Annotated in this window: 19 protein-coding genes; 18 read left to right on the top strand and 1 reads right to left on the bottom strand. The window is 73.2% G+C overall.

The features are described 5' to 3' along the window. Window positions 1-11 precede the first annotated feature (11 nt). The 8 genes from ABKW28_RS10345 to pheT all read left to right on the top strand — a co-directional run bounded on the left by ABKW28_RS10345 (window position 12) and on the right by pheT (window position 7,967). The gene (locus tag ABKW28_RS10345; protein ID WP_348609055.1) at window positions 12-575 is read left to right on the top strand and encodes an SseB family protein; all 564 of its coding nucleotides are present in this window, start codon (window positions 12-14) and stop codon (window positions 573-575) included. A gap of 352 nt (window positions 576-927) precedes the next feature. Continuing rightward, window positions 928-1,650, top strand: a complete 723-nt coding sequence (gene infC, locus ABKW28_RS10350) for a translation initiation factor IF-3 (RefSeq protein WP_341229822.1) — start codon at window positions 928-930, stop codon at window positions 1,648-1,650. Window positions 1,651-1,717: 67 nt separating this feature from the next. Continuing rightward, a complete protein-coding gene (gene rpmI / locus ABKW28_RS10355) occupies window positions 1,718-1,912 on the top strand; it encodes a 50S ribosomal protein L35 (protein ID WP_179616425.1) in 195 nt (64 codons plus the stop codon). 83 nt (window positions 1,913-1,995) lie between these two features. Continuing rightward, a complete protein-coding gene (gene rplT / locus ABKW28_RS10360; protein ID WP_179616426.1) occupies window positions 1,996-2,388 on the top strand; it encodes a 50S ribosomal protein L20 in 393 nt (130 codons plus the stop codon). A 152-nt stretch (window positions 2,389-2,540) separates the two neighbouring features. Further along, window positions 2,541-3,212 (top strand): RNA methyltransferase, encoded by a 672-nt coding sequence (locus ABKW28_RS10365; RefSeq protein WP_348609058.1) that lies wholly within the window; start codon window positions 2,541-2,543, stop codon window positions 3,210-3,212. A gap of 32 nt (window positions 3,213-3,244) precedes the next feature. Next, window positions 3,245-4,330, top strand: a complete 1,086-nt coding sequence (locus ABKW28_RS10370; protein ID WP_348609061.1) for a PAS domain-containing sensor histidine kinase — start codon at window positions 3,245-3,247, stop codon at window positions 4,328-4,330. A 52-nt stretch (window positions 4,331-4,382) separates the two neighbouring features. Continuing rightward, window positions 4,383-5,480 carry a phenylalanine--tRNA ligase subunit alpha gene (gene pheS / locus ABKW28_RS10375; RefSeq protein WP_348609064.1) on the top strand — a complete coding sequence of 366 codons (1,098 nt, stop codon included), beginning with the start codon at window positions 4,383-4,385 and terminating at the stop codon, window positions 5,478-5,480. A gap of 6 nt (window positions 5,481-5,486) precedes the next feature. Continuing rightward, the gene (gene pheT, locus ABKW28_RS10380; RefSeq protein WP_348609067.1) at window positions 5,487-7,967 is read left to right on the top strand and encodes a phenylalanine--tRNA ligase subunit beta; all 2,481 of its coding nucleotides are present in this window, start codon (window positions 5,487-5,489) and stop codon (window positions 7,965-7,967) included. 13 nt (window positions 7,968-7,980) lie between these two features. On the opposite strand, the gene ABKW28_RS10385 is transcribed toward pheT, so the two are convergent. Beyond that, entirely contained in the window at window positions 7,981-8,694 is a 714-nt protein-coding gene (locus ABKW28_RS10385; RefSeq protein ID WP_348609070.1) for a maleylpyruvate isomerase family mycothiol-dependent enzyme, read from the bottom strand. Between the two features lie 95 nt (window positions 8,695-8,789). Between ABKW28_RS10385 and argC the strand changes: the two genes are divergently transcribed. Genes argC through ABKW28_RS10435 form a run of 10 tightly spaced genes read left to right on the top strand, consistent with a single transcriptional unit; the run spans window position 8,790 to window position 18,579 of the window. Continuing rightward, entirely contained in the window at window positions 8,790-9,827 is a 1,038-nt protein-coding gene (gene argC, locus ABKW28_RS10390) for an N-acetyl-gamma-glutamyl-phosphate reductase (protein ID WP_341229992.1), read from the top strand. Then, on the top strand, window positions 9,827-10,978 hold the full coding sequence (gene argJ / locus ABKW28_RS10395; RefSeq protein ID WP_348609073.1) for a bifunctional glutamate N-acetyltransferase/amino-acid acetyltransferase ArgJ: 1,152 nt from the start codon (window positions 9,827-9,829) through the stop codon (window positions 10,976-10,978). The genes argC and argJ overlap by 1 nt, the downstream gene beginning before the upstream one ends. A gap of 26 nt (window positions 10,979-11,004) precedes the next feature. After that, window positions 11,005-11,937: an acetylglutamate kinase gene (argB, locus tag ABKW28_RS10400; RefSeq protein ID WP_193670811.1), complete on the top strand. Its 933-nt coding sequence runs from the start codon at window positions 11,005-11,007 to the stop codon at window positions 11,935-11,937. Beyond that, entirely contained in the window at window positions 11,934-13,121 is a 1,188-nt protein-coding gene (locus tag ABKW28_RS10405; RefSeq protein ID WP_348609075.1) for an acetylornithine transaminase, read from the top strand. Before argB ends, ABKW28_RS10405 begins: the two co-directional genes overlap by 4 nt. Further along, window positions 13,121-14,071, top strand: coding sequence for an ornithine carbamoyltransferase (argF, locus tag ABKW28_RS10410; protein WP_341229990.1), 951 nt, complete (start codon window positions 13,121-13,123; stop codon window positions 14,069-14,071). Before ABKW28_RS10405 ends, argF begins: the two co-directional genes overlap by 1 nt. An 11-nt stretch (window positions 14,072-14,082) precedes the next feature. Beyond that, the gene (locus ABKW28_RS10415; protein ID WP_193670809.1) at window positions 14,083-14,622 is read left to right on the top strand and encodes an arginine repressor; all 540 of its coding nucleotides are present in this window, start codon (window positions 14,083-14,085) and stop codon (window positions 14,620-14,622) included. Then, a complete protein-coding gene (argG, locus tag ABKW28_RS10420) occupies window positions 14,619-16,052 on the top strand; it encodes an argininosuccinate synthase (protein ID WP_348609078.1) in 1,434 nt (477 codons plus the stop codon). Before ABKW28_RS10415 ends, argG begins: the two co-directional genes overlap by 4 nt. A 13-nt stretch (window positions 16,053-16,065) precedes the next feature. Further along, the gene (locus ABKW28_RS10425) at window positions 16,066-16,539 is read left to right on the top strand and encodes an NUDIX domain-containing protein (protein WP_193670757.1); all 474 of its coding nucleotides are present in this window, start codon (window positions 16,066-16,068) and stop codon (window positions 16,537-16,539) included. Next, complete coding sequence (gene argH, locus ABKW28_RS10430) at window positions 16,536-17,993, top strand: argininosuccinate lyase (protein WP_193670756.1); 1,458 nt, start codon at window positions 16,536-16,538, stop codon at window positions 17,991-17,993. The genes ABKW28_RS10425 and argH overlap by 4 nt, the downstream gene beginning before the upstream one ends. Continuing rightward, complete coding sequence (locus tag ABKW28_RS10435) at window positions 17,977-18,579, top strand: DNA-3-methyladenine glycosylase (protein WP_193670755.1); 603 nt, start codon at window positions 17,977-17,979, stop codon at window positions 18,577-18,579. The genes argH and ABKW28_RS10435 overlap by 17 nt, the downstream gene beginning before the upstream one ends. Window positions 18,580-18,868 lie beyond the last annotated feature (289 nt).

The raw sequence follows: 18,868 nt of genomic DNA on the forward strand, positions 1-18,868 counted from the left end.
ATGATGGGGGAGTGGACGACCACGACCATGACCAGACCCCGGACCAGACCCCGGACCAGGCCCCGCACCAGCGCCTGCTGGCCGGCCCCGGCTTCCCCGACGACACCGGCGAGGCCGAGCCGGCCCTCGTGGCCGCGCTCGCGGCGTACGACGCGGCCCCGCGCGACCCCGACACCTACCTGGCCTGCCTCGAGGTGCTGCGCACCGCCCGGCTGCTGGTGCCGGTGGTGGCGCTGCTCGGCGAGGTCGAGGTCGACGAGCGCGGGCTGGCCCACGACAAGTCCAGCGACATGGCCGCGGTGCTGCTCACCGGCGCCGACGGGCGCACCGCCCTGCTCTCCTTCACCGGCACCGCCGCGATGACCGCCTGGGACCCGCAGGCGCGGCCCGTGCCGGTCACCGCGCCGTACGCCGCCCAGGCCGCGGTGCAGGAGGGCGCGGCGGCGCTGCTGGTCGACGTCGCCGGCCCCGCGCGGCTGGTGGTGCAGGGCGGCGACCTCGAGGCGCTGGGCGCCGGGTGGCAGCCGGTGCGGCTGGGCGCGGGCATCGGCTGGCTGCGACCCGGCGAGGCCTGACCGGCCCGAGGTCCGGGGCTTGGGGACTGGGGTCTGGGGCTTGGGGCCTGGGACTGAGGTTTGGGCGCGCGGCGCTGCGTCGGCTAGAGTCTGACAACGACCGATCAGCCCGTCCTGTGCTCCGCCCAGGAGTGCGAGGCAGGCTGATCTCCAAGCGGAGGCCAGGCACGATCGTCTCCCACCCGCATCGACCGCCAGCACCACAGGTCGTCGGGTCCGGTCCCGGACGAGCACCCGTGCTCGTGCGTAGATGCTGAACCCCGCGTCAGGGGGGACGTGTCGCGACTGGCTTCCGCTTGCTGCAAGCGGAAGCCTTTGTTCATTTCTCGGCCCTCTTCCACGGCCGGGACCTGTGCGAGGACCTCCGAGGACATCCCCACCAGGAGGACACATCAGCACCGAGCTCCGAATCAACGACCGGATCCGCGTCCAGGAGGTCCGGCTCGTTGGCCCCAGCGGCGAGACCGTCGGCATCGTTCCCACCGCCGACGCGCTGCGCCTTGCCCAGGAGGCTGACCTCGACCTCGTCGAGATCGCCCCGATGGCCCGCCCCCCGGTCTGCAAGCTCATGGACTACGGGAAGTTCAAGTACGAGAACGCCCAGAAGGCGCGCGAGGCACGGCGCAACCAGACGAACGTGATCATCAAGGAGATGAAGCTTCGTCCCAAGATCGACTCGCACGACTACGAGACCAAGAAGGGTCACGTGGTCCGGTTCCTCAACGCCGGCGACAAGGTCAAGATCACGATCATGTTCCGCGGCCGCGAGCAGCACCGCCCCGAGCTGGGCTTCCGGCTGCTGCAGAAGCTGGCCGAGGACGTCACCGAGCTCGGCTTCGTGGAGTCCTCGCCCAAGCAGGACGGGCGCAACATGACCATGGTCCTGGGCCCGCACAAGAAGAAGGCCGAGGCCAAGGTCGAGCACAAGGCGGCCAAGGAGGCCAAGGCCGCCGAGCGTGCCGCCGAGGAGGCCGAGGAGCGCGCCGAGCGCACCGAGCGCAACGCCGGTCGCCAGGCTGCTCCGAAGAAGGAGCGCGGTCGCTCCGAGAACCTCGATCCCGAGATCGAGGCCTGAGCACCGCCCGGGGCCGGCACCGGCCCCGCACCGAACTGCCGCAGCACGCAACGAGAGAGAGACACAGATGCCCAAGAACAAGAGCCACTCCGGCGCCGGCAAGCGCTTCCGCGTGACCGGCTCCGGCAAGATCCTTCGCGAGAAGGCCGGCAAGCGCCACAACCTCGAGAAGAAGCCCTCGAAGGTCACGCGCCGCATGACCGGCACCGTCGAGGTGGCCAAGGCCGACACCGCGCGCGCCAAGAAGATGCTCGGCATCTGAGCCTCGCCCACCCGTCAACCACCGGGCCGGCGCACCGGCCCTGACGTCGACCACCACGGTCGGCAGAGCACCAAGGAGACACCATGGCACGCGTCAAGCGCGCAGTGAACGCCCAGAAGAAGCGTCGTACCACCCTCGAGCGCGCCAGCGGCTACCGCGGCCAGCGCTCGCGCCTGTACCGCAAGGCCAAGGAGCAGGTCACCCACTCCCTGGTCTACAACTACAACGACCGGCGCAAGAACAAGGGCAACTTCCGCAAGCTGTGGATCCAGCGGATCAACGCCGCGGCCCGTGCCCAGGGCATGACCTACAACCGCTTCATCCAGGGCCTGAACCTGGCTGGTGTCGAGGTCGACCGCAAGATCCTGGCCGACCTGGCCGTCAACGACATCGCGGCGTTCAACGTCCTGGTCGAGACCGCCAAGAACGCCCTGCCCGAGGACGTCAACGCCCCCAAGGCGGAGGCTTCGGCCTGACTTCCTCCTGGGGCCCCTCGGGCCCCTCGGCTCCCCTCGTCGCGGGCAACACCCGCGTCAAGGACGCGCGCAGGCTCAGCCGCCGCTCGGTCCGTTCCGAGCGGCGGCTGTTCCTCGCTGACGGCCCGAAGGCCGTCGAGGGCGCCCTCGAGGTGCCCGGCGCGCTGGTGGAGGTCTTCGCGACACCCGCGGCCACCGAGCGGTACGCCGCCCTGGCCGGCACCGCGCAGGAGTCCGGCGTCGCCTGGACCCTCGTCGACGACCGCGCCCTGGCCTCGCTGAGCGAGGCCGTCAGCCCGGCCGGGCTGGTCGGGGTGTGCCGCTTCCTCGACACCGACCTCGAGTCCGTGCTGGCCGCCGCGCCGCGCCTGGTCGCGGTCTGCGCCGACGTGCGCGACCCCGGCAACGCCGGCACGGTGCTGCGCTGCGCCGACGCCGCCGGCGCCGACGCCGTGGTGCTGGCCGGCAGCTCGGTCGACGCCTACAACCCCAAGACCGTGCGGGCCTCGGTGGGCTCGCTGTTCCACCTGCCGGTCGTGGTCGCCCCCGACGCCGCCGGCGCGGTGCGGGCGTTGCAGGCCGCGGGCCTGCAGGTGCTGGCCGCCGACGGTGCCGGCGAGCGCGACCTCTACGACTCCGCGCCCCTCTCGGGGCCGGTGGCCTGGCTCTTCGGCAACGAGGCCTGGGGCCTGCCCGCCGAGCTCGCCGACCTGGCCGACCACCGCGTCTCGATCCCGATCCACGGTCGCGCCGAGAGCCTCAACCTCTCGACCGCCGCGGCGCTGTGCCTCTACGAGACCGCCCGCACCCAGCGGCGTACCTGACCCGGGTCGTGGCGGCCTCCTAGGGTGGGGCCATGCCGCCGGTCGCCTCGCCCCCGCCCTCCGACGAGGCGCGGGCGCTGCTGGACGACCTGCCCGACGGTGTGGTCCTGGCCGGCGCCGACGGGCGCGTGCGCCACGTCTCCGCCCCGGCGGCCCGGATGCTCGGCGTCGAGGCCGACGCGGCGCGGGGCCGGCCGCTGCCCGAGGTGCTGCGCCTGCAGGACCGCGAGGGGGAGTCGTGGTGCGCCTGCAACACGCCCTTCGAGGGGCTGGCCACCCGCACCGCCGTGCCGGAGCAGCCGTGGCTGCTGCCCGACGGCAGCGAGGTGCTGGTGGCCGCGCGCATCCACCGCACGTCGCTGCGCGACCCGGTCGACCGGGTCGCGGTGACGCTGCGCTCGGGCCGGGGCCGGGCGCGCCTCGACCGGGAGCGCTCCGACCTCGTCGCCACCGTCGCCCACGAGCTGCGCTCGCCGCTGACCGGCGTCAAGGGTTTCGTGCAGGCCCTGCTGAACCGCTGGGACAAGCTCAACGACGAGCAGAAGAAGCTGATGCTCACCACGGTCAGCTCCGACTCCGACCGCCTGAGCCGGCTGATCGCCGAGCTGCTCGACGTGGCGCGCATCGACACCGGGCGGCTCCAGCTGCACCGCCGGCCCACTGACGTGGGCGTCGTCGTGGGGCGGGCGGTCGCCTCGGTGCAGGCGGCCACGTCGCGACCGGTGCTGCTGGAGGACCCGGGCGACCTCCCCGACGTGCTGGCCGACCCCGACAAGCTGGCCCAGGTGGTGACCAACCTCGTCGAGAACGCGGTGCGGCACGGCGACGGCACGGTGCGGGTGCGGCTCGAGGCGCTGGCCGCCGGGGCCCCGGGGTCCGCCGAGGCGGGAGGCGCGGTGCGGCTGTGCGTCGACGACGAGGGCGAGGGCATCCCCGAGGAGCTGCGGCGCCGCGTCTTCACCAAGTTCTGGAAGAGTGGGGCCCGCGGAGGCTCGGGCCTGGGCATGTACATCGTGGGCGGCCTGACCCGTGCCCACGGGGGCTCGGTCACCATCACCGACGCGCCCGGCGGGGGCGCGCGGGTGCAGGTGACGTGGCCGGTCGGTCCCGAGGCCTGAGCCGGTCGCGGTCGTCCGTAGACTGCGCGCGAGCACCCAGCGAGAGGCAGTGATGTCGGGCCCGAACACCGATTACGACCCCGTCGAGGTCACCCCGCTCCAGGCGGAGGAGGTCGAGGCGGCACGTGACGCCGCGATCGCCGCGATCGAGCAGGCCGGCGACCTCGAGGCGCTGAAGCAGGCGCGCCTCGAGCACGCGGGCGACCGCTCGCCGCTGGCGCTGGCCAACCGCGAGATCGGGGCGTTGCCCCCGCAGGCCCGCAAGGACGCCGGGCAGCGCATCGGCCGCGCCCGCAAGGACGTCAGCACGGCGATCGCCGACCGCCAGGTGGTGCTCGAGGCCGAGCACGAGGAGCGGATGCTGGTCGAGGAGACCGTCGACGTCACCCTGCCCACCGACCGGCGCCGCCCCGGCAGCCGGCACCCGCTCACGCTGCAGTCCGAGCTGATCGCCGACCTGTTCGTCGCGATGGGCTGGGAGGTCGCCGAGGGCCCGGTCGTGGAGGCCGAGTGGCTCAACTTCGACGCGCTCAACCTGGGCCCCGACCACCCCGCACGCACCATGCAGGACACGTTCTGGACCGAGCCGGCCGACCACCACGTCGTGCTGCGCACCCAGACCTCGCCGGTGCAGGCGCGCACCATGCTCACGCGCGAGCCACCGATCTACGTCGTGTGCCCCGGTCGGGTCTTCCGCACCGACGAGTACGACGCCACGCACAGCCCGATGTTCCACCAGGTCGAGGGCCTCGTGGTCGACAAGGGCATCACGATGGCGCACCTCAAGGGCACCCTCGACCATTTCTTCGGCCAGCTGTTCGGCGACGGGATCACCGCCCGGTTCCGTCCCTCGTACTTCCCCTTCACCGAGCCGTCGGCCGAGGTCGACGTGCGCTGCTTCGTGTGCCGTGGCGTGGACGCGGACTCCTGCCGCACCTGCCGGGGCGAGGGCTGGATCGAGTGGGGCGGTTGCGGCGTCGTCAACCCGCGGGTCCTGGTGGCCTGCGGCGTCGACCCCGACGTCTACAGCGGCTTCGCCTTCGGCATGGGCATCGACCGCTCGTTCATGTTCCGCCACGACCTGGAGGACCTGCGCCCGCTCTTCGAGGGCGACGTCCGGTTCAGCGCCGCATTCGGCACCGAGATCTGAGGAATCATGAAGGCACCCGTCTCCTGGATCCGTGAGCACGTCGACCTGCCCGCCGAGGTGGGCACCGAGGAGCTCACCGACCGACTGACCATGCTCGGGCTCAAGCTCGAGGCGATCGAGCGCCCCGGTGAGGAGATCACCGGCCCCCTGGTGGTGGGCCGCGTGCTCACCATGGAGCCTGAGCCGCAGAAGAACGGCAAGACCATCAACTGGTGCACCGTCGACGTCGCCGACGCCAACGGCACCGGCGAGCCGCAGGGCATCGTGTGCGGAGCCCACAACTTCGCCCCCGGCGACCTGGTCGTCACCGTGCTGCCGGGCGGCGTGCTGCCCGGCGGGTTCGCGATCAGCGCCCGCAAGACCTACGGCCACGTCTCGGCCGGGATGATCTGCTCGGCCGCCGAGCTCGGCCTCGGCACCGATCACGACGGCATCATCGTGCTCCCGCCGGGCACGGGGGAGCCCGGCCAGGACGTGCGTCCGCTGCTCGGCTTCGACGAGGAGATCATCGAGTTCGAGATCAACCCCGACCGGGCCTACGCCCTGTCGCTGCGCGGCATCGCCCGCGAGGCCGCGCTGGGCTTCGACGCCCCGTTCCGCGACCCCGTCGAGCGCGACCTGCCCCCGGCCGACGACGCGGGTCACGCCGTCGAGGTCGACGACCCCGAGGGCTGCCCGGTCTTCGTGGCCCGCACCGTCAGCGGCTTCGACCCCGCCGCCGAGACCCCGGCCTTCATCGCCGACCGGCTGCGGATGGCCGGCATGCGCCCGATCTCGCTGGCCGTCGACGTCACCAACTACGTGATGCTCGAGACCGGCCGGCCGATCCACGGCTACGACCGCGACAAGGTGCAGGGCACCGTGCGCGTGCGCCGGGCCCGCGACGGCGAGCGGCTGACCACCCTCGACGGCAGCAACCGCGAGCTGCACCCCGAGGACCTCGTCGTCACCGACGACTCCGGCGTGATCGGCCTCGGCGGCGTGATGGGCGGCGAGGCCACGGAGATCTCCGCGACCACCACCCGGGTCCTCGTCGAGGCCGCCCACTGGGAGCCGGTCGCGATGTTCCGCACCGGCAAGCGCCACAAGATCAGCTCCGAGGCCGGCAAGCGCAACGAGCGGGGCGCCGACCCGACCACCTGCGAGCCGGCGGCCGACCGCGTGGTCGAGCTGCTGACGACGTACGGCGGCGCCACGGCGGAGCCCGGCGTCACCGTCGTCGGTGCGCCCCAGCCGCGCGACGCCGTGCGCCTCGACGCGGGCCTGGCCCGCCGGGTCAGCGGCATGCCGATCGACGACGAGACCGCGGTCGCGCACCTGCGCGCCGTGGGCTGCGACGTGGTCGTCGAGGGGGAGCACCTCCAGGTCACCCCGCCGCCGTGGCGCCCCGACCTGACCGACCCCCAGGACTTCTCCGAGGAGGTCGTGCGGGTCGTCGGCTACGACAAGGTCCCCTCCGTGCTGCCGACCCCGCCGTCGGGCCGCGGCCTGACCCGCGAGCAGCGCCTCCGCCGCCGCGTCGGGCGCACGATGGCCGGCCAGGGCTTCGTCGAGGTGCTGACCTTCCCGTTCATCGGCACCGGCGACCTCGACCTGCTGGGCCTGACCCCCGACGACGACCGGCGCAGCCTGCTGCGGCTGAGCAACCCGCTCAGCGCCGAGGCGCCGTACATGACCAGCACCCTGCTGCCGGGGCTGCTGCGCGCCGCCGAGCGCAACGTCGGCCACGGCACCACGTCGTTCGCCGTCTTCGAGAGCGCGCCGGTCACCGCGCCGCGCGGCAGCGGCCCGGCGCCGATCCTGCCCGTCGACCGACGGCCCACCGACGCCGAGCTCGAGGAGCTCGAGAAGGCGCTGCCGGCCCAGCCGGTGCACCTGGGCCTGGTGGCCGTCGGCGAGGCCGACGCCTCGGGCTGGTGGGGCACCGGACGCCACGTCGACTGGTCCGACGCCGTCGAGGCCGTCCGTGGCGTGAGCGACGCGCTGGGCCTGGAGCTGCAGACCCGGGCCGCGGCCCTGGCCCCCTGGCACCCCGGTCGCTGCGCCGAGCTGCTGGTCGAGGGTGTCGTCGTCGGCCACGCCGGCGAGTTGCACCCGCGGGTCTGCACCGCCTTCGGCCTGCCGCCCCGCTCGGTCGCCGCCGAGGTCGACCTCGACCTGCTGCTCGAGCGTGCCGTCGACCTGCGCCCCGCCCCGGTCTTCTCGACCTACCCGGTGGCCAAGGAGGACGTCGCCCTCGTCGTCGACGCCGACGTGCCGGCCGCCTCGGTCGAGGCGGCGCTGCGCGAGGGCGCGGGCGAGCTGCTCGAGTCGGTGCGCCTCTTCGACGTCTACACCGGTGACCAGGTGGGGGAGGGGCGCAAGTCCCTGGCCTTCGCGCTGCGCCTGCGCGCCCACGACCGCACCCTGGTCGAGGGCGAGGCGGCCACCGCCCGCGACGCCGCCGTGGCCCTCGCAGCCGAGCGCACCGGAGCCACCCAGCGCTGACCAGTCCCAAATCTCACCCTGACCCGGCCAGGATCTCCAGCCGAGCCGGCCCGGAGACCACCGCGTCCGGGGCGCGGCCGGGGTCGGCGCCCACCCCGATGTCGGGCTCGTCGTACGACGTGCCGGTGCGCGGGTCGGTGCCGGTGAAGCGGCCCAGCTCGACCCAGACCCGGTCGCCGGTGTCGGTGCAGTCGACCCGCACGTGCTCGCCCCCGCCGGCGAAGCGTCCCCAGGGCGGGGTGCCGCCGTACATCACGTCGAGCGCCTCGAGCACCCCGTCGGCGGCCAGCGCCGGGTCGATCGGCGTCACCACACCCGCGGCCTGCTCGGCGTCGACGCGGTGCACCAGCGCTTCGAGCGCCTGGCGGCGGTAGGTGAAGCCCACCGTCTGCTCGCTCGACCAGGTCCAGGCCGGCTCGGCGGGGTCGGCATCGCGCAGCTGCTCGAGCAGCGCGGCGCTGTGCTGGTCGAAGAGCGCCAGCAGGTCGTCGTACGCCGCTGGGCGCACCGGGGCCGGTGCGTCCTCGGCGGGCGCCGCGGGGCGGGTGCGCACCACCTCGGCCCAGAACCGCTGCACCTCGGTGAGGTGCCACAGCAGGTCGGCGGCCGACCAGTCGGGACAGCCCGGCACGCGCGCCACCGCAGGGGTGGTGGCGAGCACCTCGCGGAAGCGGGTTGACTCACGGTGCAGGTGCGCCAGGAGTTCGGTGGGCTCGAGTGCCGTCATGGTCGCGAACCTAGGCCGCGACGCCCCGCACTGCCACCGGGTTCTCCGCCGCCCACCCCCCGGTTGCACATGAACATGCAGATCTGCGTATAGTCATGCACATGGCGAGAGTGCGAGTGGCCGTGGCCGGAGCGAGCGGGTACGCCGGAGGTGAGGTCCTGCGGCTGCTGCTGTCCCATCCCGAGGTGGAGATCGGCGCGCTGACGGGCGCGTCCAACGCGGGCCAGCCGCTGGGGGCCCTGCAGCCGCACCTCGTGCCGCTGGCCGACCGGGTGCTCGAGCCCACCACCATCGAGGTGCTGAGCGGCCACGACGTCGTCTTCCTCGCGCTGCCGCACGGCCAGTCCGGCGAGGTCGCCGCCCAGCTCGGCGACGACACCGTCGTCATCGACTGCGGCGCCGACTTCCGGCTGCGCGACGCGGGGGAGTGGGAGAAGTTCTACGGCGGCGAGCACGCCGGCACCTGGCCCTACGGCCTGCCCGAGCTGCCCGGCCGGCGCGAGGAGCTGCGCGGTGCGCGCCGCATCGCCGTGCCCGGGTGCTACCCGACCATCTCGACGCTGAGCCTGGCCCCCGCCGTCGCCGCCGGCATCATCGAGCCCAACGTCTCGGTGGTCGCGGTCAGCGGCACCAGCGGGGCCGGCAAGGCCGCCAAGGCCCACCTGCTCGGCTCCGAGATCATGGGCAACGCCAGTGCGTACGGCGTCGGCGGCGGCCACCGCCACACGCCCGAGATCACCCAGAACCTCTCGGCGCTGACCGACGCCACGGTCGCGGTCAGCTTCACGCCGCTGCTGGTGCCGATGCCGCGCGGCATCCTGGCCACCTGCTCGGCCGACCTGGTCGGCGAGGTGAGCGCCGACCAGGCCTACGCGGTCTACGCCGAGGCCTACGCCGACGAGCCGTTCGTCCACGTGCTGCCCCAGGGCCAGTGGCCCCAGACCAAGTCGGTGACCGGCTCCAACACCGTGCAGCTGCAGGTCACCGTCGACGAGACCGCCGGGCGCCTGGTCGCCGTCGGCGCCGTCGACAACCTGGCCAAGGGCACCGGCGGCGCCGCCGTCCAGTGCATGAACCTCGCGCTCGGCCTCGACGAGGGCACGGGCCTGACCACGATCGGACTGGCACCCTGATGAGCATCACCACCCCCCAGGGCTTCACCGCCGCCGGCGTCCCCGCCGGGCTGAAGTCGACCGGCGCCAAGGACGTCGCGCTGGTCGTCAACGCGGGCCCGCGCTTCGACTCCGCCTCGGTCTTCACCGCCAACCGCTGCAAGGCCAACCCGATCCTGTGGAGCCAGGAGGTCGTCAAGGACGGCACCGTCAAGGCGGTCGTCCTCAACTCCGGCGGCGCCAACTGCTACACCGGCCCCGAGGGCTTCCAGACCACGCACGCCGTCGCCGAGCGGGTCGCCGAGCACGTCGGCATCGGGGCCGGCGACGTGGTCGTGTGCTCCACCGGCCTGATCGGCCTGACCAACGACCGCGAGCAGGTGCTCGCCGGCGTCGACGCGGCGTACGACGCGTTGTCGGGCGAGGGCGGCGACGACGCGGCCGCGGCGATCATGACCACCGACTCGGTCAGCAAGCAGGTCGTGGTCGAGGGCGCCGGGTGGAGCATCGGCGGGATGGCCAAGGGCGCCGGCATGCTCGCGCCCCAGCTGGCCACGATGCTGGTGGTCCTGACCACCGACGCCGTGGTGCCCGCGGGCGAGCTCGACACCGCGCTGCGCGCCGCGACCCGGGTCTCCTTCGACCGCCTCGACTCCGACGGCTGCATGTCGACCAACGACACGGTCACCGTGATGGCCAGCGGGGCCAGCGGCATCACGCCCAGCCCCGACGACTTCACCGCCGCGCTCACCCAGGCCTGCACCGACCTGGCGATGCAGCTGCTCAAGGACGCCGAGGGCGCCGACCACGAGATCGCGATCACCACGCTCAACGCTGCCACCGAGGACGAGGCGGTGGAGGTCAGTCGCAGCGTGGCCCGCTCCAACCTCTTCAAGGCCGCGATCTTCGGCAACGACCCCAACTGGGGCCGGGTGCTGGCCAGCATCGGCACCACCGACGCCACCTTCGACCCCGCCGACCTCGACGTCGCCATGAACGGCGTCTGGGTCTGCCGGCAGTCCACCCCCCACGCCGACCCCGAGAGCGTCGACCTGACCTCGCGGGAGGTCAGCGTGACGATCGACCTGAAGTCCGGGTCCGAGCGGGCGACCGTGTGGACCAACGACCTGACCCACGCCTACGTCCACGAGAACAGCGCCTACTCCTCATGAGCACTCCTACGAACGACAGCGACCAGATGATCCGCAGCGAGGTCCCGCCCGCCGACCCGGACAAGGCGGAGATCCTCTCCGACGCCCTGCCCTGGCTCAAGCGCTACCACGGCAAGGTCGTGGTGGTGAAGTACGGCGGCAACGCGATGACCGACGACACCCTCAAGCGCGCCTTCGCCGAGGACATCGCGTTCCTGCGCTTCGCCGGGTTCCGGCCCGTCGTCGTGCACGGCGGCGGCCCGCAGATCTCCGCGATGCTCGACAAGCTCGACATCAAGTCGGAGTTCCGCGGCGGCCTGCGGGTGACCACCCCCGAGGCGATGGACGTGGTGCGGATGGTCCTGGTGGGTCAGGTGCAGCGCGAGCTTGTGGGCCTGATCAACGAGCACGGCCCGCTGGCCGTCGGCCTGTCCGGCGAGGACGCCGGGCTCTTCACCGCCGAGCCGGCCAACACCATCGTCGACGGCGAGGAGGTCGACCTCGGGCTCGTCGGCGAGGTCGCCAAGGTGCGCCCCGAGGCGGTGCGCGACCTCATCGAGGCCGGCCGCATCCCGGTCGTCTCCAGCGTCGCCCCCGACGTCGACGGCCTGGTGCACAACGTCAACGCCGACACCGCCGCGGCCGCCCTGGCGGTGGCGCTGGACGCCGAGAAGCTGCTGGTGCTCACCGACGTCGAGGGGCTCTTCCGCGACTGGCCCGACAGCGACGACGTGATCTACGAGATCAGCCCCGAGGCGCTGGCCGACCTGATGCCGAGCCTGGCCAGCGGGATGGTGCCCAAGATGGAGGCCTGCCGCAAGGCGGTCGACGAGGGCGTGCCGCGCGCCACCGTCGTCGACGGGCGCGAGAAGCACGCGGTGCTGCTCGAGCTCTTCACCAACGAGGGCGTCGGCACCCAGGTGCTGCCCGGGGTGGAGACCAAGGTCCGCAAGGCCCGGTCGAAGGCGGTGCGCAAGTGAGCGGCTCGACCGACCAGACCAACCGGCAGCTGGGGGAGCGCTACACCCACTCGCTGATGAACACCTTCGGCCCGCCCAAGCTCGCGCTGGTGCGCGGCGAGGGCGCCCACGTGTGGGACGCCGACGGCAAGGAGTACGTCGACCTGCTCGGCGGGATCGCCGTCAACACCCTCGGCCACGCCCACCCGGCGCTGGTCGCGGCGGTCACCGAGCAGATGTCCACGCTGGGCCACATCTCCAACTTCTTCACCTCCGTCCCCCAGGTCGAGCTCGCCGAGACGCTGCTGCGCCTGGTCGGCGCCGGGCCCGGCAAGGTCTTCCTGGCCAACTCCGGCACCGAGGCCAACGAGGCCGCCTTCAAGCTGACCCGCCGCACCGGGCGCACCCAGGTCGTGGTCGCCGAGGGCGGCTTCCATGGGCGCACCATGGGCGCCCTCGCGCTGACCTCGAAGGCCGCCTACCGCGAGCCGTTCGAGCCGCTGCCGGGCCACGTCACCTTCGTCCCGTACGGCGACGCCGACGCGCTGCGCGAGGCCGTCAGCGACCAGACCGCGGCCATCCTGCTCGAGCCGATCCAGGGCGAGGCCGGGGTCGTGCCGGCCCCCGACGGCTACCTGCACGCGGCCCGGGCCCTGGCCGACGAGTCCGGGGCGCTGCTGTGGCTCGACGAGGTGCAGACCGGCATGGGCCGCACCGGCGAGTGGTTCGCCCACGCCGGCCAGGTCGTGCCCGACGTGCTGACCCTGGCCAAGGGCCTGGGCGGCGGCTACCCGATCGGGGCGGTCATCGGCCTCGGCCGCGCCGCCGACCTCCTCGAGCCCGGCAACCACGGCACCACCTTCGGCGGCAGCCCGGTGGCGTGCGCCGCCGCGCTCGCGGTGATCCGCACCGTCGAGTCGGAGGGGCTGCTCGAGCACGCCCGGGCCGCCGGCGAGCGGCTGCGCGAGGGCCTGGGGGCCGACCCGCGGGTCACCGAGGTGCGCGGCCGAGGGCTGCTCATCGGCCTCGACCTGGTCTCCGAGACCGCCGCGGCCGTCGTCGACGCCGCCCAGGAGGCGGGGTGGATCGTCAACATGCCGACGCCGGACCGGATCCGCCTGGCTCCGCCCCTGGTGCTCACCGACGCCGACGTCGAGGCCTTCCTGCAGGCCTGGCCGGCGATCCTCGACAGGGCCGGCACCTGATGACGCGCCACTTCCTGCGCGACGACGACCTCACCCCGGCCGAGCAGGCCCGGGTGCTGGACCTCGCGGCGGCGATGAAGCGGGCGCCGTACGACGCCAAGCCGCTGGCCGGGCCGCAGTCGGTGGCGATGATCTTCGACAAGCCGACCCTGCGCACCCAGACCTCCTTCGGCGCCGGCATCGCCGAGCTCGGCGGCAACCCGATGCTGGTCGAGGGGCGCCTGGCCGGCATCGGCATCCGCGAGTCGGTCGAGGACGTCGCCCGGGTCCTGGGCCGCCAGGTCTCGGTCGTGGTCTGGCGCACCTTCCACCAGTCCGACCTCGAGCTGATGGCCGCCCACGCCGGGGTGCCGGTGGTCAACGCGCTGACCGACGACTTCCATCCCTGCCAGCTCATCGCCGACCTCCTGACCGTGCGCGAGCAGCGCGGGCGCCTCGAGGGCCTGAGCGTCGCCTTCGTCGGCGACGCCGCCTGCAACATGGGCAACTCGTGGCTGCTGGCCGGCGCGACCGCCGGGATGCACGTGCGGGTCAGCGGCCCCGAGGGGTTCCTGCCCCACCAGGAGGTCCTCGACCGCGCCGCCGAGATCGGCGCCGCGACCGGCGGCTCGGCGCGCGCCGAGGCCGACCCGGTCAAGGCCGTGGCCGGCGCCGACGTCGTGGTCACCGACACCTGGATCTCGATGGGCAAGGAGAGCGAGGAGCAGGCCCGCGAGCTGGTCTTCGCCGACTGGTCGCTGACCCCCGAGCTGCTGGCGCACGCCGCTCCCGACGCGGTCGTGCTGCACTGCCTGCCGGCCTACCGCGGCAAGGAGATCTCCGCCGAGGTGCTGGAGGGCCCGCAGAGCGCGGTGTGGGACGAGGCCGAGAACCGGCGCCACGCCCAGAAGGCGGTGCTGGCCTTCCTCCTCGCCGGCGGCGAGCAGCCCGCGGTCGGAGGTGTCACGTGACCGAGTTCGCGATGCGCCCCACCACCAAGAACGCGCGCCACCAGCGCATCGTGGAGCTGGTCGGCACCCACGAGGTGCACTCCCAGGGCGAGCTGGCGCTGCTGCTGGCCGAGAGCGGCGTGCGGGTCACCCAGGCCACGCTCTCGCGCGACCTCGTCGAGCTCGAGGCCGTCAAGGTCCGCGCCGCCTCCGGCGCCCTGGTCTACGCCGTGCCCGCCGAGGGCGGCGACCGGCGACCGGTCGCGCCCACCGACTCCTCGGCCGGGCGCGCGCGCCTGGCCCGGTTGTGCGCCGAGCTGCTCGTCAGCGCCGACGCCACCGCCAACCTCGTGGTCCTGCGCACGCCCCCGGGCGCAGCGCAGTTCCTGGGCTCGGCCTTCGACAAGGCCGAGTTCCCCGACGTCCTCGGCACCATCGCCGGCGACGACACGGTCCTGGTCATCGGCCGCGAGCCGACCGGGGGCGACGCCCTGGCGCGCCGCTTCCTGGAGATGGCCGACCACTCGACGTACGACCCGACCTTCACCCCCCAGATCGAGGAGCACCCATGAGCAAGGTCCTGACCACGCTGCCCAAGGGGGAGCGCGTGGGCATCGCGTTCTCCGGAGGTCTCGACACCTCCGTCGCGGTCGCCTGGATGCGCGACAAGGGCGCGGTCCCCTGCACCTACACCGCCGACATCGGCCAGTACGACGAGCCCGACATCTCCGGCGTGCCCGGCCGGGCCGTGGAGTACGGCGCCGAGATCGCGCGCGCCGTCGACTGCCGCACCCAGCTGGTCGAGGAGGGCTTCGCGGCGATCGCCTGCGGCGCCTTCCACATCCGCTCCGGCGGCCGCACCTACTTCAACACCACGCCGCTGGGCCGCGCGGTCACCGGCACCATGCTGGTGCGCGCCATGCACGAGGACGGCGTCGACATCTGGGGCGACGGCTCGACCTTCAAGGGCAACGACATCGAGCGGTTCTACCGCTACGGGCTGATGGCCAACCCCGACCTGCGCATCTACAAGCCGTGGCTCGACGCCGACTTCGTGCACGAGCTCGGCGGGCGCGACGAGATGAGCCAGTGGCTCACCGAGCACGGCCTGCCCTACCGCGACTCCAAGGAGAAGGCCTACTCCACCGACGCCAACATCTGGGGCGCCACCCACGAGGCCAAGACCCTCGAGCACCTCGACACCTCGCTCGAGGTCGTCGAGCCGATCATGGGCGTGAAGTTCTGGGACCCCTCGGTGGAGATCCCCACCGAGGACGTCACCATCGCCTACGAGGCCGGCCGCCCGGTCGCCATCAACGGGGTGCGCTTCGACGACCCGGTCGCGCTGGTCCACGAGGCCAACACGATCGGCGGGCGCCACGGGCTGGGCATGTCCGACCAGATCGAGAACCGCATCATCGAGGCCAAGTCGCGTGGCATCTACGAGGCCCCGGGCATGGCGCTGCTGTGGATCGCCTACGAGCGCCTGCTCAACGCGATCCACAACGAGGACACGATCGCCAGCTTCCACAACGACGGTCGCCGGCTCGGGCGGCTGATGTACGAGGGCCGCTGGCTCGACCCGCAGTCGCTGATGATCCGCGAGGCGCTGCAGCGCTGGGTCGCCTCGCTGGTCACCGGCGAGGTCGTGCTGCGGCTGCGCCGCGGCGAGGACTACTCGATCGTCTCCACCAACGGTCCCGCGTTCTCCTACCACCCCGACAAGCTGTCGATGGAGCGCACCGAGAACGCCGCGTTCGGCCCGCTGGACCGCATCGGCCAGCTCACGATGCGCAACCTCGACATCGCCGACAGCCGCGCCAAGCTCGAGCTGTACGCCGACCAGCCGCTCGACCAGGGCCAGGTGCTGGTCGAGAACGGCACGCTCTACGGCGAGATCGAGCCCGGCGGCTACGACCGGATCACCCAGAACCCCCGCTCGGGCGACGACATCGACGACGAGGCGCTCGACGCCGCGGCGATGGAGTCCGGCACCGACTGATGGGGCCGCGTTGATGGAGCCGGTGCTGCGCGCGACCGCCCGGGTGCTCCCGGTCAGCGCGGCGGGCGAGTGCCTGCTGCTGCTCGACCAGGACCCCGGGCGGCCCGGCGAGCTGCGCTGGGGCACCATCGGCGGCGCCCTGGACCCGGGGGAGGACCACGTGGGCGCCGCGCTGCGCGAGCTGCGCGAGGAGACCGGCGTGGTGGTCGCGGCCGACGCGCTCGTGGGGCCCTTCCACCGCGACCACCGGCACTTCACCTACGACGGGCGCGCCTACCTGGGCGACTCGACCTTCTTCGCGCTGCGGCTCTCGAGCGACGTCGCGATCACCTTCGAGCACCTTGAGCCCGGTGAGGTCGACAACGTCATCGAGGCGCGGTGGTGGACGCCGCACGACGTCGCCGCCGACGGCCGCCTGGTCGCCCCCGACCTGCCTGAGATCATGAGCGCCGCGATCGTCGCGGCGAGAGGAGCAGCACCAGCGTGAGCACGGAACAGCCCGGCAAGCAGGACGCGACCAACACCGGCAAGCTCTGGGGCGGCCGGTTCGCCGGGGGACCCTCGCCGGAGCTCGAGGCGCTCTCGCGCTCGACGCACTTCGACTGGCGCCTGACGCCCTACGACCTCGCCGGGTCGCGGGCGCACGCCAACGCGCTGCACCGGGCCGGGCTGCTCGTCGACGCCGACCACGCCGAGCTGCTGCGCGGCCTCGACGTCCTGGGGCGGCGCTACGCCGCCGGCGAGCTGCACCCGGACCCCTCCGACGAGGACGTGCACGGCGCCCTGGAGCGGCTGCTGCTCGAGGAGGTCGGCCCCGACGTGGGAGGCCGGCTGCGCGCCGGCCGCTCGCGCAACGACCAGATCGCCACGCTGTTCAAGGTCTTCCTGCGCGACCACGCCCGGGTGGTCGCCGGGCAGGTGCTCGACCTGGTCGACGCGCTGGCCCAGCAGGCGCGCACGCACCTGGGCGAGGACGGTGCCGAGCCCACGATCATGCCGGGGCGCACGCACCTGCAGCACGCGCAGCCGGTGCTGCTCTCGCACCACCTGATGGCGCACGCCTGGCCGCTGCTGCGCGACGTCGACCGGCTGGGCGACTGGGACGCCCGCGTGGCCGGCGACTCGCCGTACGGCTCGGGCGCGCTGGCGGGCCAGAGCCTGGGCCTCGACCCGACGCTGGTGGCCGCCGAGCTCGGCTTCACCGGGTCGAGCGCCAACTCCATCGACGGCACCTCGGCGCGCGACTTCGTCGCCGAGCTCGCCTTCGTCACCGCGCAGATCGGCATCGACGTGAGCCGGCTCGCCGAGGAGGTCATCCTCTGGGCCACCAAGGAGCTCGGCTTCGTGACCCTGCACGACTCCTGGTCGACCGGGTCGAGCATCATGCCGCAGAAGAAGAACCCCGACATCGCCGAGCTGGCCCGGGGCAAGGCCGGGCGGCTGGTCGGCAACCTGACCGGGCTGCTGGCCACGCTCAAGGCGCTGCCGCTGGCCTACAACCGCGACCTGCAGGAGGACAAGGAGCCGGTCTTCGACTCCGTCGACACCCTCGAGGTGCTGCTGCCGGCCTTCACGGGCATGGTCGCCACCTTGGAGTTCGACGGCGAGCGCACCGGCGAGCTGGCGCCGCAGGGCTTCTCGCTGGCCACCGACGTCGCGGAGTGGCTGGTGCGCCAGAACGTGCCGTTCCGCATCGCCCACGAGGTCGCCGGCGCGTGCGTTCGCCGCTGCGAGGAGCTCGGCATCGAGCTGAACGAGCTGTCCGACGAGCAGTTCGCCGAGATCTCCCCGGAGCTGACCCCACAGGTGCGCGAGGTGCTGACGGCCCCCGGCTCGGTGGCCTCCCGCGACGGGCGCGGCGGCACCGCGCCGGTGCGGGTGCGCGAGCAGCTCGACGAGCTGCTGGCCCGAGCGGACACCCTGCGTGGCCGCCTCGCCTGAGCGGCCGGGCCTCCTCCCGCTGCTCGCGGGGCGTCCCGAGGAGGTCGCGCCGCTCCTGCTCGGGGCGGTGCTGCGCCACGGCGACGTGGCGCTGCGGCTCACCGAGGTCGAGGCGTACGCCGGCGAGGACGACCCCGGCTCGCACGCGTACCGGGGTCCGACCCCGCGGACCGAGGTGATGTTCGGGCCGGCGGGCCGGCTCTACACCTACTTCAGCTACGGCATGCACGTGTGCGCCAACGTGGTGGTGGGCGAGGAGGGGACCGCGGCCGCCGTCCTCCTGCGCGCCGGCGAGGTCGTCGAGGGACGCGACATCGTGCGGCAGCGCCGACCCCGGTCCAGCGAGCGCGACCTGGCCCGCGGCCCGGCACGGCTGTGCCAGGCACTTGACATCACCCTCGAGCACGGTGGCGCCGACCTGGGCACCGGCCCGGTCACGATCGAGCCGGGTCCGGTGCGGCCACGGTGGGAGAGCGGTCCACGGGTCGGGCTGCGCCAGGCCGCCGAACGGCCGTGGCGGTTCTGGCTGCCGGGGGAGCCGAGCGTCTCCACCTACCGGCCGGCGGCCCCCAGACCGCCCCGCTGAGGGGCCTCCCCGTACGTGCGGCACCCCGATTTTGGGCCATGGTCACCCGTGTGTAATGTTCTGTCTCGCCGGAGCACGCAGCTCCACTCGCGGCCCACAGGGTCGAAAACGAGTGGCTGAGGCATGTCCCGGCAAAGAAACGCATCGTACGGCGTGAGACCGGCTCCACGGAGTTGACTCGCACAAGCCGGATCGGTAAGTTTCTGCAGGTTGCCCCGCCGCTGGTGCCGAGAGGTGCTGGGACGGTGTGCGTCTGATTCTTGAGAACTCAACAGTGTGTCATAGTCGA

It is taken from the genome of Nocardioides sp. 31GB23 (assembly GCF_040012395.1).
Classification (GTDB): domain Bacteria; phylum Actinomycetota; class Actinomycetes; order Propionibacteriales; family Nocardioidaceae; genus Nocardioides; species Nocardioides salarius.